14 protein-coding genes are annotated in these 16,606 nt (G+C 54.3%); 6 read left to right on the plus strand and 8 right to left on the minus strand.

Going from position 1 to position 16,606, the window contains the following annotated elements; all coding sequences use genetic code 11:
• Positions 1-363: 363 nt before the first annotated feature.
• Positions 364-756: a CsbD family protein gene (locus IQ254_RS03615; RefSeq protein WP_228040083.1), complete on the minus strand. Its 393-nt coding sequence runs from the start codon at positions 754-756 to the stop codon at positions 364-366.
• A gap of 371 nt (positions 757-1,127) precedes the next feature.
• Between IQ254_RS03615 and IQ254_RS03620 the strand changes: the two genes are divergently transcribed.
• The gene (locus IQ254_RS03620) at positions 1,128-3,239 is read left to right on the plus strand and encodes an FAD-dependent oxidoreductase (protein WP_193964464.1); all 2,112 of its coding nucleotides are present in this window, start codon (positions 1,128-1,130) and stop codon (positions 3,237-3,239) included.
• Positions 3,240-3,301: 62 nt separating this feature from the next.
• Here the strand turns inward: IQ254_RS03620 and IQ254_RS03625 are convergent, their stop codons facing one another.
• The 3 genes from IQ254_RS03625 to IQ254_RS03635 all read right to left on the minus strand — a co-directional run bounded on the left by IQ254_RS03625 (position 3,302) and on the right by IQ254_RS03635 (position 6,787).
• Positions 3,302-3,913, minus strand: a complete 612-nt coding sequence (locus IQ254_RS03625) for a heme-copper oxidase subunit III (protein WP_193964465.1) — start codon at positions 3,911-3,913, stop codon at positions 3,302-3,304.
• Positions 3,914-3,991: 78 nt separating this feature from the next.
• The gene (gene ctaD / locus IQ254_RS03630; RefSeq protein WP_193964467.1) at positions 3,992-5,659 is read right to left on the minus strand and encodes a cytochrome c oxidase subunit I; all 1,668 of its coding nucleotides are present in this window, start codon (positions 5,657-5,659) and stop codon (positions 3,992-3,994) included.
• A 117-nt stretch (positions 5,660-5,776) separates the two neighbouring features.
• Positions 5,777-6,787: a cytochrome c oxidase subunit II gene (locus IQ254_RS03635; protein WP_193964469.1), complete on the minus strand. Its 1,011-nt coding sequence runs from the start codon at positions 6,785-6,787 to the stop codon at positions 5,777-5,779.
• A gap of 510 nt (positions 6,788-7,297) precedes the next feature.
• Between IQ254_RS03635 and IQ254_RS03640 the strand changes: the two genes are divergently transcribed.
• Positions 7,298-7,573, plus strand: coding sequence for a hypothetical protein (locus IQ254_RS03640; protein WP_193964471.1), 276 nt, complete (start codon positions 7,298-7,300; stop codon positions 7,571-7,573).
• 172 nt (positions 7,574-7,745) lie between these two features.
• On the opposite strand, the gene IQ254_RS03645 is transcribed toward IQ254_RS03640, so the two are convergent.
• Positions 7,746-8,729, minus strand: coding sequence for an RNA polymerase sigma factor, RpoD/SigA family (locus IQ254_RS03645; protein WP_193964473.1), 984 nt, complete (start codon positions 8,727-8,729; stop codon positions 7,746-7,748).
• Positions 8,730-9,723: 994 nt separating this feature from the next.
• Between IQ254_RS03645 and murI the strand changes: the two genes are divergently transcribed.
• Entirely contained in the window at positions 9,724-10,572 is an 849-nt protein-coding gene (murI, locus tag IQ254_RS03650) for a glutamate racemase (protein ID WP_193964475.1), read from the plus strand.
• Positions 10,573-11,026: 454 nt separating this feature from the next.
• Here the strand turns inward: murI and IQ254_RS03655 are convergent, their stop codons facing one another.
• A complete protein-coding gene (locus IQ254_RS03655; RefSeq protein WP_193964477.1) occupies positions 11,027-11,215 on the minus strand; it encodes a hypothetical protein in 189 nt (62 codons plus the stop codon).
• A gap of 75 nt (positions 11,216-11,290) precedes the next feature.
• Here IQ254_RS03655 and sds point away from each other — a divergent pair, with 75 nt between their 5' ends.
• Complete coding sequence (gene sds / locus IQ254_RS03660) at positions 11,291-12,262, plus strand: solanesyl diphosphate synthase (protein WP_193964479.1); 972 nt, start codon at positions 11,291-11,293, stop codon at positions 12,260-12,262.
• 107 nt (positions 12,263-12,369) lie between these two features.
• Positions 12,370-12,840: a CYTH domain-containing protein gene (locus tag IQ254_RS03665; RefSeq protein ID WP_193964481.1), complete on the plus strand. Its 471-nt coding sequence runs from the start codon at positions 12,370-12,372 to the stop codon at positions 12,838-12,840.
• Between the two features lie 64 nt (positions 12,841-12,904).
• Here the strand turns inward: IQ254_RS03665 and cruG are convergent, their stop codons facing one another.
• Both cruG and cruF read right to left on the minus strand, forming a co-directional pair.
• Complete coding sequence (gene cruG / locus IQ254_RS03670) at positions 12,905-14,128, minus strand: 2'-O-glycosyltransferase CruG (RefSeq protein WP_313887358.1); 1,224 nt, start codon at positions 14,126-14,128, stop codon at positions 12,905-12,907.
• 51 nt (positions 14,129-14,179) lie between these two features.
• Positions 14,180-15,100, minus strand: coding sequence for a gamma-carotene 1'-hydroxylase CruF (gene cruF / locus IQ254_RS03675; RefSeq protein WP_193964483.1), 921 nt, complete (start codon positions 15,098-15,100; stop codon positions 14,180-14,182).
• A 282-nt stretch (positions 15,101-15,382) separates the two neighbouring features.
• On the opposite strand from cruF, the gene IQ254_RS03680 reads away from it, so the two are divergent.
• Positions 15,383-16,597: a GNAT family N-acetyltransferase gene (locus IQ254_RS03680; protein WP_228040090.1), complete on the plus strand. Its 1,215-nt coding sequence runs from the start codon at positions 15,383-15,385 to the stop codon at positions 16,595-16,597.
• The last annotated feature ends 9 nt before the right edge of the window (positions 16,598-16,606 follow it).

Raw genomic sequence — 16,606 nt, forward strand, 5'->3', positions numbered from 1 at the left:
AGTTATGGACCGACTGGGCACTCCAACTGATAGCGCTCAAACCCCATAAACATCGCTATTTTCAGCGTGGTCTCTATGCTCTATCCCTGATGCAGCAAGCTCTTTAGGTACGTTGTCACCCGTTAAGGTATCAACTCAGAGCAGGGCATTGCTATCGCGAAGTAGCCAGAAGTCAGTATTGACAGGCATTCTGGCTCCTGACTCCGACATTCCAAGTTCTACCAGCGTCCCGGCTTAAGTGGATACCCCTTTGCTACTGAGTTTGTCAGCAAATGCGCCATCATAGCGCCCGGCCTCAAAACCGGGCGAGGAGAAGACTAAGTGGCCTCAAGATGGCCTCAAGCCAGGTACACCATCATGCTCTTACTGGCCAAAGAAACTCTTCACATTATCTACGAGCCCTTCGGCAGAGTCTTGAGCGGCATCGGCAGCATCCTCAACGGCACCCTGGGTACGGCCTAGGTCGCGCTGGGCGCGGCCCTGTACTTGATTGCCAATGCCCTCAGCTTGGCTGGCGGAACGCTGCAATCGGCCAATATCTTCTTGAGCGCGGCCTTTGATTTGGTTAGCGGTGCCAGCGCCAGCTACCTGGTCTAGGGCCTGCTCAGCTCGGGCTTGTACCTTGTCACCCGCCTCGTTACCCAGAGCCATCGCCGGGGCACCAAAGCTAAAGAGCAGGCTAGAGCCCAGTACTAGAGCCGCTAAACCTACAGTCAAAAATCGCCGGACTTGAATTGCGATCGCACGAATATTCATAAGGGGTCTCCTAAAAAAACTGTACCTAACCGTCAGTGCTAGGTCTCCATCTCCCCTGTTATAAATTGGCAGCACCCTGCCTCAAATCGCCCCAGCGGCAGATCCCACTCAAATAATTAGGCATAGATCTAGATGCTTCAGCACCGACCTTTCAGTATTGATCTCATACCAAGTCCTAACCCTATACCCCCGATTCCATAAAGGCCAAATTGTGACGAATGGCATTCGCCCTGAGGAATCGGGAGTAAATAAACAGGCTTTGGTATCAGTTCTGGCAGATCAATAGTTTCATGTCAGTCAGCATCCCAGCCCTAGCCGCGCTCCTGGATTCTTCACCTAAAATCGATCCAATCTAGAGACTCAACTTCACCATGGCCCATGCCTCTAACCCCGTCACCCAGCGGAACGGGCTGTTTACCGACAATGCCTTCACCCGTCCGGCCAATGGCGCCGAGCTAGCCGCCTCGATTTTGGTCGTCGGTGGCTCAACGGCAGCTTATACCACTACCCTGACGGCGCTACGGCTCAACCTGGATGTCTGTCTAGTCCAACCCCACAAAGTGGTCGGGGGTCAGTTCACCGCCCAGGCCCTACCGGCTTCCGACGACGGCGATCTGCTCCAGGCCAAGGCCACCCTCTACACCGTCGATGGCGAAGAGTTTGCAATTTCAAAAGCGCAGCGGGCCTTTCGCGATCGCCAGCGCGAACTGCAACCCGTCGGCGGCAAAAAGGTCGCTAACCCCGGCGGCGGTTGGGTCAGCCCCCTTTCCACCACACCAGTGGTGGCCGCCACCGCTATGAATGAGGCCCTGTTGCCCTATCTGCGTGACGGTCGCCTGACCCTGATTCCCTTTGCCGAGCCTGCCGAGGTGGTCATGGGTAATGTGAACGGACGGTCTCAGGTCCAGGGCGTCATTTTTCGCGACACCCAGTCTGGCCACCCCTTCACCGTCACCGCCCAGGTCACCGTCGAAGCTACCGACCTGGGCGACCTGTTAGAGGTGGGCCATATTCCCTCTCGGGTCGGGCAAGAGGCCCGCCACGAAACTGGCGAGGCCATTTTGCCGGAAGATGCGCGGCCTCAGTGTCAGCAGTCGATTACCTTCGATGTCGTCATTGAGCACACGCCACGGGGCAAGGGCGTAGCCATCGGCAAGCCCGACGAGTTTGAGGTCGCCCCCTGGATTGGGCTCAAAGAATTCACCCATAACTTCTGGACCAAGGCCAAATCCGACCAGTGGCAAAAATGGGATTTCTTTAGCGACTTCGGCATATTTCGCTATCGTCGCCTCCTCAGAACCCAAACCCACGACAAAAAAGTTTCCCCAGGCGATGTCACCGTGCTCAACTGGGGTACCTCCAGCGAGCCTAATCGGGCCTTTTGCTGCGGCAACGACTATCGCCCCGGTCGCTTAGTCGGGGTCAACCGCGACGAGCGCCACCTGCACATGCAGCGGGCGCGGCGGCGAGCCCAAGCCTACGTCCACTACCTGCAAACCCACGGGGCCGCTGACCTCAAGCCCAGGGGTGACCTCACCTGGACCTCCGACGGCATTGCCCTGGAGCCCTACGTGCGTGAAGCCCGGCGCGGCATTGCCCTGACCACTATTCGCCATGACGACGTGGCCGAGACCTTTTTCCCTGACCTGGCGCGGGCTCACTGCTTTGACGACTCGGTGGGCATCGGCCAGTACCACTACCTCGACCTGCACGGCAACGATGCCCCAGGCCACGTTAGCCCCAAGGGCAAAGATGTGATTGCGCTGCCCTTTACCCTGCCCTTGGGCGCACTCGTGCCGCGCGATACCGATGGGTTAGTACTCTCAGCCAAGAGCCTGGGCACCACCCACATTACCAACGCCGCCTACCGCATGCACCCGATGGAGTGGGCGATTGGCGAGGCCAGCGGGTTTCTGGCGACGTTTGCGGTGTGGACTGGGCTAGACCCCAGAGTATTAGCCACCGAAGAACGCCACATTCGCAAAATTCAGGGGTTCATGGCCCGCAACGGCATTCCTATCTTCTGGTTCAACGACATCAGCCACAATGATCCCGATTTTGAGTCGATTCAAGTGATGGCGACGGCGGGTATCGTGCGCAGCGAAAACCCCAAAAACCTCTCCTTCAGGCCCCATGCGCCGGTCAGTCGGGCTGTAGTGGCTACAGCCCTAGCTAACTTGCTCAAGCTCCCGACCACTCTGCCAGCAAACCCAACCTTTACTGATGTTGTTCCCGGTGAGCATTGGGCCTACATACCCATCGAAACCCTCTATGCCCACGGCATGATCGCCGGAGTCGGCAGAAATCGCTTTGCTCCAAATGCCCCCATCACCCGCGAACAACTCTCATTTTTGGTCAAGCGGGCCATGCCCGAGGTCTACGATCGCGCCTTTGCCCGCACCCCCATCGATCGCCAAAACCTCCAGCGCCGCGAACTCTCCCGCGTGCTTTACGAGATCCTCAAGGGGCAACTGGAGATTTAGGCTCTAGCAAAAACCCCAGGGTTTTTGAAAAACCCTGGGGTTTGAGTGAGTTGACTCCCACCCTAGATCAGCGTCAGCAGGTAGATCAGAGTAAACAGCACAATCCAAACGATATCGACAAAGTGCCAGTAGATCTCGGCCATCTCGGGGCCAGTGTGGGTGATGTCGTTGTAGTGGTTGGCGCGGCGCGATCGCCACAGCACGCCCAAGATCAGCATCAGCCCAATGAACACGTGGGCCCCGTGGAAGCCCGTCATCAGGTAAAAGCAGTTGCTAAACAAGTTGGTTTTGAGGCCGTAGCCCAGGTTCATATACTCATACACCTGGCCCACCAAAAACACGGCCCCCATGGCAGCGGTAATGCCAAACCACTTGCGTAGCCCCGCCAGGTCATTGTTTTTGATGGCCTTGGTGCCCAGGTTAATCACCAAACTACTCGACACCAGAATGAACGTGTTCACCGCTGGCAGCAGCAGTTCCACCTCAGTTTCTTTGGGTGGCCATTCGGCTTTGCTGCCCCAAAACACCAAAAACACGGCAAAAAAGCCCGCGAACATCAAAAACTCTGAACACAGAAAGGTGATCAGGCCGAGCAACCGCAGATCTTGGTGCTCTTCATGGGTTGCTAGCTCATGGCCAGTGACAACCGGGGTGGAGTCTACAGTGCCTTGCATAATATACCGGGGAGTAAGGGATGTATAAGTAGAGCAGTACCGCAGGTGGGCGGTGCCCACCTGCGGTACTGGAAAGATCTATTTCGGTACTAGCGCTTCTTCACCAGTCGCCGCTTCCTTGGGCTCAAAGCCGTAGTCGTAGGGGCCGTGGGTGAGCACCGGCAGCACCTCCCAATTTTCGATGATTGGCGGCGAAGCCGTCGTCCATTCCATGGTCATAGCGTTCCAGGGGTTTGGTCCCGCCTCTTTACCCGCCATCCAGCTCCAGATCACGTTGATATAAAACGGAATCACTGATACCGCCAAAATATATGATCCAACGGTCACCAACTGGTTGAGGTCGGTAAACTGTGGGTCATACATCGCCACCCGTCGGGGCATGCCCTGAATCCCTAAGGAGTGCATGGGAGTGAAGGTGAGAATGGTGCCGATAAAGGTAAGCACAAAGTGAACCTTGCCCAGGGGCTCATTCAGCATGCGCCCGGTCATCTTGGGGAACCAGTGATAAATTCCGGCATAGATGCCAAACACTGAGCCGCCAAACAGTACGTAGTGGAAGTGGCCGACCACATAGTAGGTGTCGTGCACATGGATGTCGAAGGGCGCTGCCCCCAGGGTCACACCGCTGAGACCCCCAAAGACAAACATCGACAGCAGCCCCACGGCAAACAGCATGGCCGTGGTATAGCGAATTTTACCTCCCCACAGGGTCGCTACCCAGCTGAAGATCTTGACCCCCGTAGGCACCGCCACAATCAACGTTGAAATCGTGAAGAAGATTCGCATCCAGGGGGCGGTACCGCTGGTAAACATGTGATGCACCCACACAAACAACCCCACCAGACAAATGGTCATGGAGGAATATGCGATCGCCTTGTAGCCAAAAATCGGCTTGCGAGCATGCACCGGAATCACCTCAGACATAATGCCAAAAATCGGCAAAATCATGAGGTATACCGCCGGGTGTGAGTAAAACCAGAAGAGGTGCTGATAGACCACCACGTTGCCCCCGGCATCGGGCTTAAAAAAGGAGGTGCCAAAGTTGATGTCAAACACCAGCAGAATGAGTGCAGCGGCCAATACCGGGGTAGCAAACAGCGCCAAAATGGCCGTAGCCACCATCGCCCAACAAAACAGCGGCATCTCATCCCAGGCCATACTGGGCACCCGCATTTTCCAGATCGTGACCAAGAAATTTACCGAGCCCAAGATAGACGATGTACCCACTAAGACCAGGGCCAAACACCACAGAGTCTGGGGCAGGTTAGCCGTGATTTCGCTCAAGGGCGGGTAAGATGTCCAACCCGCTTGGGCTCCACCACCGACGAAAAAGCTCACCACCAACAGCGCCCCCGCCGGAGGATTGAGCCAAAAGGCAATGGCATTGAGCTTCGGAAACGCCATATCCCGCGCTCCAATCATCAGCGGGATCAGGTAGTTACCAAAGCCGCCGATCGCCGCCGGCACGATCCACAGAAAGATCATAATCGTGCCGTGGTTGGTCAAAAAGGCGTTGTAAAGCTCAGGCGTGAGAAAGTCAGAGTCAGGGGTAGCTAGCTCAGTGCGCATCAGCACCGCCATGAACCCACCCACCAGGTAAAACAAAAACGAAGTGACTAAATACTGAATGCCGATCACTTTGTGGTCAACATTAAAGGTGAAGTAGTCGTACCACTTCCACTTGTCGGGATGATTGTGGCCACCCTGGGCAACCACAGGGGCCACGGAGATATCTGCTTGAGCCATATAAGGAGTTGCTAATAAACGGCTATCAAAACTGGAGAAGTTGAAAACACTGGGCCAAAAGCACTGAAACGAGTCTCTCGGGCACAGCCCTAGTGAGCATTTCCGGTGCATCAAGCCCTAGCGTAGAGAGGCGTGATCCATATTCATTGCGGACATCTGAGCGATCTGCACTGGAGCCTGAACCAGCTCAGGGGCCAACGCAGCTAGATACTCGGCATCGGTAGCATTCTCCATCGGCTGGGCCACGGTTGATGTCGGAGTAGCCGACGCCACTCGGCTGGCCATCCAGTCGGCATAGTCTTCGGTAGAGTGCACAATTACCTGGGTGCGCATGCCGCCATGGTAGGCCCCGCAGAGCTCCGCACACACCACGGGGTAGGTGCCCTCGCGGGTAGCCACAAATCTCAGCTCAGCTGTCTCACCGGGGAGAGCATCTTGCTTGAGACGGAACTGGGGTACCCAAAAAGAGTGAATCACGTCCTTGGCTTCAATCATCAGCTGCACGTCTTGGCCTACAGGCACGTGCAGTTCACCATCAACAATGTTGGTGTCTGGATAGGTAAAGATCCAGGCGTACTGCATACCGACGACATTAACTGTCAGATCCGGAACGTTGCCTAGGGTCTGGGAGCCAGCCCCAAAGCCGTAAACCTGAGTTTTAGAAAACAGGTCATCTTCGCTCGCCTGTGACAGCAGCGGTGCCACATCAATCACTGATTTTTGAGGTGCCATAGCCACCATAGTGCCGTGGTTGTGGTGGCCACCGGGCGAAAAGCCGCCCATCTCTTGAAACACCACCACGCTGTAGAGACCCAGGCCAACGACTATCACCGCAGGAATCGCGGTCCAAAATACCTCTAGGGGCAGGTTGCCTTCGATGGGTAGGCCATCGGTCTCATCGCCCTTACGCTGGCGAAAGCGAATCATGGAGTAGACAATGGCTCCCTGCACCACGATGAATAGGGCAGTGCCAATGGTAACCATGACGTTAAACAGATCATCCACCAGGGGAGCCTGCTCCGACGCCTGTACCGGCAGCATATTGTTGTTTTGCCCTACCCATAGACTGACTAGGGTGACCACAATACCGATCACGAGCGTCAAGAGGGGAGCGGGAATTTGTTTCATGGCTACTCTCCTAGGGAGATGTTGCGATCGCAGCAGCCCTGTACGTCAGGAACAACCACGATCAGAGTTTGTAAATTAACTTTCATGGCCAAAAAATCATCAGCCATATCTTTACGCATGCTAAAGGGCAGACCTGGTCAGGGCCAGGAAACTTTTGTTTTGCTTCAACTCTCTCAGTAGCCCAGGGCAGTTCCACGAAGTTTTGTAACCGGGCCAGGCATGTCAAAATCGAGCCTTAGAGCAACCAAGGCCTTTGAGGCCAACCATAAAATTCTGCTAACCGGTTGACCATAGCCATCTTCACGGCAGTCATCCTGGGCATCGTCAGGAGTTGCGTCACCGTAGCCTAGTCAGGCTGATCGCAAGGCCGATCAGCCCTGTTGACTCTCCATTTCTTAGAGTTTTCTTACAACTCGGGGCCAGCGCTGAGGAATGGGCATGCTATCAGCAGACCATGCAATAGATCGGCCCTATTGTCGAAGTGCCGCTGTACCTAGAGAGAACCAAACCATGGAATTTTCGATGGCCTCAGATCAGCCTGACATTCGCAAAGAAGCTCTCGTGGCACTCACGGCTCAGTTCGTCAAACAGGGGCATCCGCCCAGCTATGCCCAACATATGGCTACCGCATCCATTTTTCAGGCCGACTTAGAGTTACGCAACGTCCAGTTCTCCCGTCTGCTGGCCTGGCTAAAAGAGGCCCACGCCGATATTTATCCCGAAGCGCTGGTCATTGCTGAGGCAGTGCGGCAAGAGTTTGAAAAGCGTGTGACCGGTCAGTTTTAGGCCCTAGACGACCCGGCTACAGGGCTTTAATTGACCTTATTACAGGTCTCAGACTCACTCTATATGACCCCATCTCCAACGCAGTGACTGAGTTGGTGGCGCTGATCGGGCTCTAAAAAAACCAGCGCCTAACTTAAGCTAGGCGCTGGTTTTGATTTAGCTCTAATTTACGCTAGCTGGCAATGTAGCCATGCATCGTCGATTTACGACGACGCAGGTGCTTGAGAGCCTGCTGCTCTAGCTGACGCACTCGCTCCCGGCTGATATTCATGCGGTTGCCCACCTTAGCCAGCGACAGCTCGTTACCGTCTTCTAAACCGTAACGCAGCGTAATCACCTCTTTCTGCTGCGGGGTCAGCTCCGACAACAGATTGCGAATATCCTGCTTGAGCGATTCCTGGGCGGTAAAGGTCTCAGGAGAAATGCCGTCGTCTTCCAGCAGCTCTTGTAGCTCGGTGTCTTGATTGTCGCCAATGCGCACATCGAGAGAAATGGGCTGCCGCGCCAACACTAAAAACTCGCGGATCTGCTTGGGTTCGAGCTCCAGCGCCTCACCAATTTCGGTGGCGTTGGGGCTGCGGCCCAGCTGTTGCGACAGCTCTCGCTGCACTCGCTTGATTTTGTTGAGTTTTTCGGTGATGTGTATGGGCAGACGAATGGTGCGGGCCTGCTGGGCGATCGCACGGGTGATAGCCTGACGAATCCACCAGTAGGCGTAGGTCGAAAATTTGTATCCCTTAGTGGGATCAAACTTCTCAACACCGCGCTCCAAACCCAGAGTCCCCTCTTGAATCAGGTCGAGAAATTCTAGGTTGCGTTTTTGATACTTTTTGGCGATCGCAACTACAAGACGCAAATTTGCCTCAATCATCTTGCGCTTAGCTCGCTCACCCAGGCCCACGGCCTGCTTGAACTTGTCTTCAGTCAACCCAGCTGCCTCAGCCCACTCCAAAGTAGTGGGTTCATGGCCCAGTTTCTCAGCCAGGTTTTCCTTGACTTCTAACAGAGCCATATAAGCTTGTACTTGCTTGCCGAAGATGATCTCCTCTTCGTGGGTAAGCAACGGCACTCTGCCGATCTCATGGAGATAGGTTCTTACAGCATCAGCACTGTAGAGAGGCTTACTTTTTAATGTACGAGTCTTTGTTTTGGCCATGTAATTAACCTTTCCTCCACTGGCAATGCTGCAAACGCTGACATCCAAACCATAGAAATCTTGAGAACGATCCCAACCACTGACTGAGCCAGGTCTACCGACAATCAATACCTAACCTTGCAAGCTCAGGAGCCTTACCCTATAGAGCGTGAAGACAATATCGACTGAGCTGGGCAGACCATCGTATGCCTACCTCCATCTTCACTAACCCTACCTGTCCCTGATATACGCTTGACCGCCTTAGCCAGATTGCGTTCTAAATGTTTCTCAACCAACCAAACCCGGTCAGGAACAAATTCATCACTTGCAATACGAAGCTATAAAAATGCAGTGAGTCAAGCTGTGACACAAGTGACTAAAGGTCTGTCCCAGGATTTAGATCCCACTCACAGAACCCGAAGCCATTATGAGTTTGTTCCTCCAGGATATAGCAACTGCCTTGTTGCGTAAAGTACTACATGTGTAGTTATGTAATCGACGGGTAGATTCACAACTTTGTTTCCTTAGTCCAAGTTAACTAACTCAAGCAGATAGGACTGCATCAGATGTTTCAATTACAGGTTGGCTTTCCTGCTTTCAAGACACCTTGATTGTCTAAGATCTGACAGCCTTACCCGTTGGGGTTTGCCCCCCAGGAAAACCGAACCTGTTGAATTGGTCGACTTTCAACCATGGCCAGGGCTGCCGCCAAGCCCAGCTCCTCCTTTTGGAATATACCGATGCCATATCGCAACGATGTGTCATCGATGTAGCAACCCTATGGCACTATAGATTTTCGTCGCCCTGGATTTAAGTCTAGGATGCAAACCTGAGTGGGGCCTGAGATGTACAGCGATCTGCGTCGTTAGCATCTACTCACGTACTACAAAACGGCCCATGGCTATGGGTATCCGTCGTCATAACCTCCCACAACTTTTTCTGCTGACAGCAGCGCTAGCGCCAAAACCCTGTAGACTCATTGAGATTATTTTTTTGGTCATAGGCCTCAGCACCCATGAACAACGGGCTCAATCATCCTTTGTCAACTTCTAAACAGCCAGCCCCTATCGGCATTTTTGACAGTGGTGTTGGCGGCCTAACGGTGCTGCGAGAGATTTACCGCCAGTTGCCCAATGAGTCGGTACTGTACTTTGGCGATACCGCACGATTGCCCTACGGAGCGCGATCGCCCGAAGAAATTCTCTATTTTGTGCGCCAGATCTTGACCTGGATGGCCGACCGGGGCGTCAAGATGGTGATGATGGCCTGCAATACCAGCTCTGCCCTTGCCCTTGACCAAATTCAGGGAGACTTTCCCTTTCCTGTCCTAGGGCTCATTCGCCCCGGTGCTCAAGCTGCTGCACTCCGGGGAAAACGCATCGGCGTGATCGCCACCCAGGCTACCGTTGCCAGCCGAGCCTACACCTGCGCGATTCAAGAAATTGACTCGACCTGTCAAGTCTGGGAGGTAGGCTGCCCAAAGTTTGTACCCATTGTCGAGCAGAATCGTCTTCGAGATTCCTCTACTAAAGTGACCGCCGCCACCTACCTACAACCACTCATGGCGGCTGAAATCGATACCTTAGTGTATGGCTGCACCCACTATCCCCACCTGAAATCGGTGCTGCAGGCGATTCTACCCAATGCCATGCAATATATTGACCCGGCCATCTCTATGGTTGCCGCCGGCGCCCAAGAGTTAGATGCTCTGGGGTTGCGCAGCAGTCTTCCTGCTCAAGCGACAGAATTTTGCGTCAGCGGATCAGCTATTGAGTTTGCGAACCTAGCGGTGCGGTGGCTCGGTCACCGACCTGCGGTAAATCAGATTTATTTGCCAGAGCTAGCTGTTCGACCAAAGCTCTAGGCACGAGAGCCTAACTCTCAGAACGACGTGATCCACTCGCTCGTTTGGCCAAGGTCAACATCCCATAGACCAACAGCAGATAAGCGATAGCCAATACTGGAATAACAAGGAGAGAGGCGGAGTAGGTCATCGACGGAGACGGGTAGGTGAGGAACAAAAACTAATATCGATCTATAAGAAGTCACGACGGTATCAAGACCGCGCGAAAATATCCTTCACAGTGGAAAAACTGACGCCCAAGAAGAGTAAGGAGTGAAAGCACACTCCCTACAAGCAAGTAAGCATGATCTGGCGTCTGCAAAAACAGTGGCAGAACCCATCCAACGCCGCGATCAACTCACATTCAGTAAATACAACAAGGCCTGCAAAGTTTTTTTTGGTCAGCCCCGGTCTGTTTACTTGATAAATTCTTAATTTTTAGTTTATCACGATATTCTTGCGCTGGAGAGGCAATTTAGGCCCCGGTGTGATTTAAATTTGCCGCCTCAAACGGCATGGTGTGGGTGTCGGCGGCATCTCTAATGCGATCGCGCCAAAGCCGCTGTGATCTAGTGAAATTTAAGGTTTCAGCGTGAGAACCAAACCCTAGTCCTAGCTGGTTTCTAGGCTGCAAGCAGGGCAAAAAGGCAAAGCTTTTCCCCATACTGACCCTGGGGTTGTCTTAGAATGACGATAGAATATGTAAAAATTCGTAACTTTACCGCTTTTGCCGGGGTCCATGACTTCAGTAACTTCTTTATTTTCACCCGTTGAGTCCGACCTTGATCTAATGACCCAAAATCTCAAGGGGTTAATCGGGGCAAGGCATCCTATTCTGTCAGCCGCAGCGGAACACTTGTTCGGCGCTGGTGGCAAGCGATTGCGGCCAGCCATTGTGCTGCTGCTCTCTAGGGCTACCCTGATTGATCAAGAGATTACGGCTAAGCACCGCCGCTTAGCTGAGATCACCGAAATGATTCACACGGCCAGCCTGGTGCATGACGATGTCGTTGACGAAGCCAGCCTTCGGCGGGGGGTGCCGACGGTGCACAGTAGCTTTGGCAATCGCATTGCCGTACTCGCTGGCGACTTTTTGTTTGCCCAGGCGTCATGGTATCTGGCAAATCTCGATAACCTACGGGTTGTCAAGCTGCTCTCCCAAGTCATTATGGATTTAGCCGAAGGCGAGATCCAGCAGGGCTTAAACCGCTTTGACACCAGCCTCTCGCTAGAAGCCTATATCGACAAAAGCTATTTCAAAACCGCGTCTCTGATGGCCAATAGTGCCAAGGCAGCAGGCGTCTTGAGCGATGTGCCTGAAGCCATTATTGAACAACTGTATGACTATGGTAGACACTTGGGTTTAGCTTTTCAGATAGTTGATGACATTCTCGACTTCACTAGCTCCGATGATGTTTTGGGCAAGCCTGCCTGCTCTGATCTCCGCAGCGGTAACTTGACTGCTCCGGTGCTTTATGCCATGGCCGAGCATCCCTTTTTAACCACTCTGATTGAGCGTGAGTTTTCTGAGGCTAACGACTTCAAACAAGCTATTGACTTGGTACATAGCAGCCACGGCATTGCCCAATCTCGGGAACTAGCGGCAAATCATGCTCGCGAGGCCGCTGTCTGTTTAGAGCATTTACCGCCTTCTGCGGCTCGCCAGGCGCTACAAGAGTTAACCAGCTACGTCCTGAGGCGTATTGCTTAGCAAGATTAGGGTGGGTTTGAAACATGGCTAGCTTGAAGATAGCCATGCCCCCGCGACTCAAGGTCACCGTGGGTTAGGCTACAAGCATACCCCCTAGAGCAACCCCGATGGGTCAAGAAATTGAGCGCAAGTTTTTGGTAGTAGGCGATAGTTGGCGTTCCGGAGCCTCAGGCGAACTGATGTGCCAGGGCTACATTCCAACCGAGGATGCTCGTACAGTTAGGGTACGGCAGGTGGGCGATCGCGCCTATCTGACCCTCAAAGGGCCAGCCAAGGGCCTGATACGACTCGAGTTTGAATACCCGATCCCGGTGGCAGATGCCCAAGCTATACTGACAACCCTCTGTCAGCCCCCTCTAATTGAAAAAACCCGCTACCGGCTGCCCCAGGGTGGCGTGGTGTGGGAAATAGACGAGTTTTGGGGCGACAACCAGGGCTTGATTATTGCTGAAGTTGAGTTAACCAGCCCAGACCAATTTGTAGAGCTGCCCGCTTGGATTGGGGCGGACGTCAGTCACGACCCCCGTTATCTAAACGCCAACCTCGCCCGTCATCCCTTCAATGCCTGGGCAGATTGAGCCACTGAAAACGACAAATCGGCCCTCAGGATGGTAGCCGCCCAGGGGCGGCCAGGTACTGCATCTATTTTGCTGACTCCATCGCAGCGTAGGTTCTACCCCGCCACTGGGTCGGTCGCCGCCAAGAAGATAATCCTATTCTGGCTACCGCCGCCAAATCTGCCAGAGGCGATAGCCAAAAGGCCCAGGCTCCCGGTGCGCCTTTAATGTCATAGGCTGATGCAATCGCCGCCTGCATACCCAAGCGAATGACTAGTAGCGCAAGATTGACAACCAGCAGCAGTTGCAGCGTCAAAGACCAGTCTGCACCCCCCCCCAGCTTCAGTATCCATAGGCTAGGAACCAGTACCCACGGGGCTCCCTGTACCCATGCCAAAAACCACCAATCCCACCAGATCTGAGTCGCTGGAGCAGCATCCTTTAAATCGAGGGAGCGGCCCCACTCCTGCCAGGTGTCGGCCATGCTCTCGTACATGCGCACCTTGAGCAAACGGCTGCCGTCCCAAAACCCGACCTTGGCCCCCTGCGCAGCTGCGCAGCGAGCCAGGGTGACATCATCGCAGAATGAGGCTGACGCTAATTGATAGCCACCGAGCTGATCTAGCAGCGATCGCCGCACCATAAAACATTGACCATTGGCCATGACGCGCTGGGGACTATCACTCAAACTTCCCGCCGGGCCAAACCGATAGACCAGGGTCATTAGCAAAGCTGGTTGTAGCCAAAACTCACCAGGCTGTTTGAGAATAAAGCGGGGGGCCAATGACACCAGGTCATAGCCATCTCGCTCCATAGCCCCAGCCAAAGCCGCAATCAGACCTGGCTGCGGCTGCGTATCGGCATCGATGCCCAACACCCAGGTGCTAGCCGATGCTGTGTGACGAAAGCCATAGTCTAGGGCCCAAGGGCGACCGATCCATCCTGGGGGTAGCGGCTCGTCTTCGAGCAGCCGCAGCCGGGGGTCACTAGCCTGATAGTCCTCAACAACAGCTTGGGTGCCATCGGTTGAACGACTATCGACCACTAGTATCTCGCGCAGCTCATAGCTTTGTTGAGTTAAACCCTCTAAGCAGGGACGCAAACGCTCTGCCTCGTTTAGGGTTGGCACAACGACCGATACTGTACCGAGTTGATCAGGCGTAGGCTGAGCTGGCCCTAGGGGTGGACGGCGGAAAGGGCCGCGCACCAACCTCGATAGCAGTACAGCCACCATGGGCAACTGCACCATCAACACCACCGTTGCCAGGGCACTCAACCAGGGAAACGGGGCGACTACATCAACAGGCAAAAGCACACCTCAAAATGGCCAAACCAAGATCATCATCTCTGAACGTGGGGCCTACTTGAGCGCCACCTTGGCCGTCACGGCAGCATCTATGGGGGCTGTCATGACGTTATCGCCATCCCCAGGCTCCTGGGCCGTAGCGCGCCAGCACAAAACAGCGGGCAACGCACCGGTCAAAATGCCCAGGACAATGGGGACATAAAAACCAGCGGCCAAGCTCATGACCAAAGCAAACCCAAAGTTTGCTAGGTACACCATGAGCGGTAAAACCAGTTGATTTTGATCGAGATCTGACGAAAACCTAAACCGCTTCCACAGCCCAAGCGCAACTCCCATGAACACGACTCCAGTGCCCAGCCAGCCGGCAAAGTTTTGATAGGGCATGCCAAAGAAAGCGCCCGGCTCGTGCCAGTACCAAAATGGCATCGCCGTTTGACTCATAGCGGGGTCAAGCACAAAATCCCACGATGTCAGTAACACGGAACCGAGCAGCACCGCCCCAATCGACTGTACCCAGCCATAGCGCCCGGCCCCGCCCCCCGCCGCTAACCCGCTACGAGCGAGCAAAAACGAAGACAAGCCGAGATAAAACCACGACAGCGGAATCGTAAACGGAACTAGCCCAGCAATCTTATAGCCCAGCCCATTGAGGTAGCTGTAGTGACCAAAGGGAAATCCAGTACTGGTGCCCAGTAGTTCGCTGGTCACCGAGATGCCCACCGCCGCGATCGCGAAGGTAACAAGACTACCCATCCCCAGGGTACGGTAGGCATAGATTGCCACGGCCACTGTTCCCAGCAGAATGTAGCCCACCCCCCCACCGGCCATACTCCATCTAAACAGCGTTTGCCCTGCTGGCAAATATTCCAGCACCCCAGGGTGAGGTACCACCCATAGCAAGCCAGCCAGGCCAAAGACCATAGCAACGATATGACCGTATAGGCAAAACCGCTCAATGGCTAAAAGATTTCTCATGGTAAGTCCTAAATACCGCTTGTCTAGCCAGTGCAACTCGGGCCTTGACTACTATCTCAATCAATCAGCTGCACAAAAGCTATAGATGCAATCGTCGCTTACATTATAAGTTTTGTAAACGGTTATTTTTAGAGATCCTAGCGCGCCAGTGCTTTGAGCCAGAGCAGTCCCTTGAGATTAGCCCGTAGGGGTCGTTGCCATCGTTTCTCGGTAAACAGCTCGGTGTGGAAATCAGGAAAATCGGCTAGGATGACGGCATACAGGTCAGATCCCTGAGATCCTATGGCACCTATGACATCCCCTGGCCCCGCCCTATTGGTAAGGCAGCTGCAATACCGTGATCTAGATAACCTCAAGCAGTGGCAGCCCGAAGAACTTGAGGCTGGTGGTGATGATGACGCCGCTGAGGCAATCGTTTCCTGGCTAGACTATCAGCGTCGCTGGTACGGCCCGCTCAAGGTCATGGGCTGGCTACCCGGCCCTATGCCTCAAGGCTGTACTACCTTCGTCGCTGAGCGCCAAGGTCGCCTGGTGGGGTTAATACAAGTGTCACCCTTCAACCGCACTCGCAGCACCTGGCGGGTTGAGCAGGTTGTGATTAACCGCCAAACCCTAGGCCACACCACCACGTCAGCGGGCTACATAGATATTGGCTCTCGCCTGTTGCGCCACTGCTTTGAAGTGGTTTGGGAAGCCAGAACCTGGATGCTGGAGGTTGACGTCAACCACAAGTCTGCCTTAGCGCTGTATCGCTTCAACGGCTTTCAGCCCCTAGCCCAAGTTACCTATTGGTCATTAGAGCCTGATCAAATCGTCACCCTGGCCGAACGTGAACCAGATCTTCCCAACCTGCTGCCCATTACTAACGCCGACGCGCAGCTACTTTACCAGCTAGACACCGCCTCTATGCCGCCCCTGGTACGTCAGGTCTTTGACCATCAGATTCAAGACTTCAAAGTCAACGTATTGGCCACGGCCAAGGCCACGGCCGATCGCATCGTTAACCAGATCGAAACCGTTAGCGCCTACGTCTTTGAGCAGCAGCGCAAGGCGGCGATCGCTCAGTTCACGCTGGCTATTTCCCGAGACGGTAAGCAACCCCATGAGGCCGACCTGACTGTCCACCCAGCCTATACGTGGCTCTACCCTGAGCTGATGACTCAGATGGCAAAGATCTTACGACCTTTTCCGGCTCAGTCTCTGCGGCTCACCTCCTTCGACTATCAGCCCGAACGCGAAGCTTGTTTTACCCAAAGTCAAACCCATCCCGAGTCCCACGCGCTGCTGATGTCACGTTCAGTTTGGCATAAGGTGCGCGAGGCACGTCATCTCTCCCTTGAAGGGCTCCAGCTTTCGGAGATGCTGACTGGGCTCCAGCCCTCTGGTAAGCCAGTACCGGGGCGACTGACTTGGTCAGCCGAGCATTGGCCTCCCTTAATGCGTCCCCATCTCCCTGAGAGTAGCCCTGCTGCCCTAACCTCTGAGGGAGACCATTAAAAATTGGTG

The organism is Nodosilinea sp. LEGE 07088 (assembly GCF_015207395.1).
GTDB lineage: Bacteria > Cyanobacteriota > Cyanobacteriia > Phormidesmidales > Phormidesmidaceae > Nodosilinea.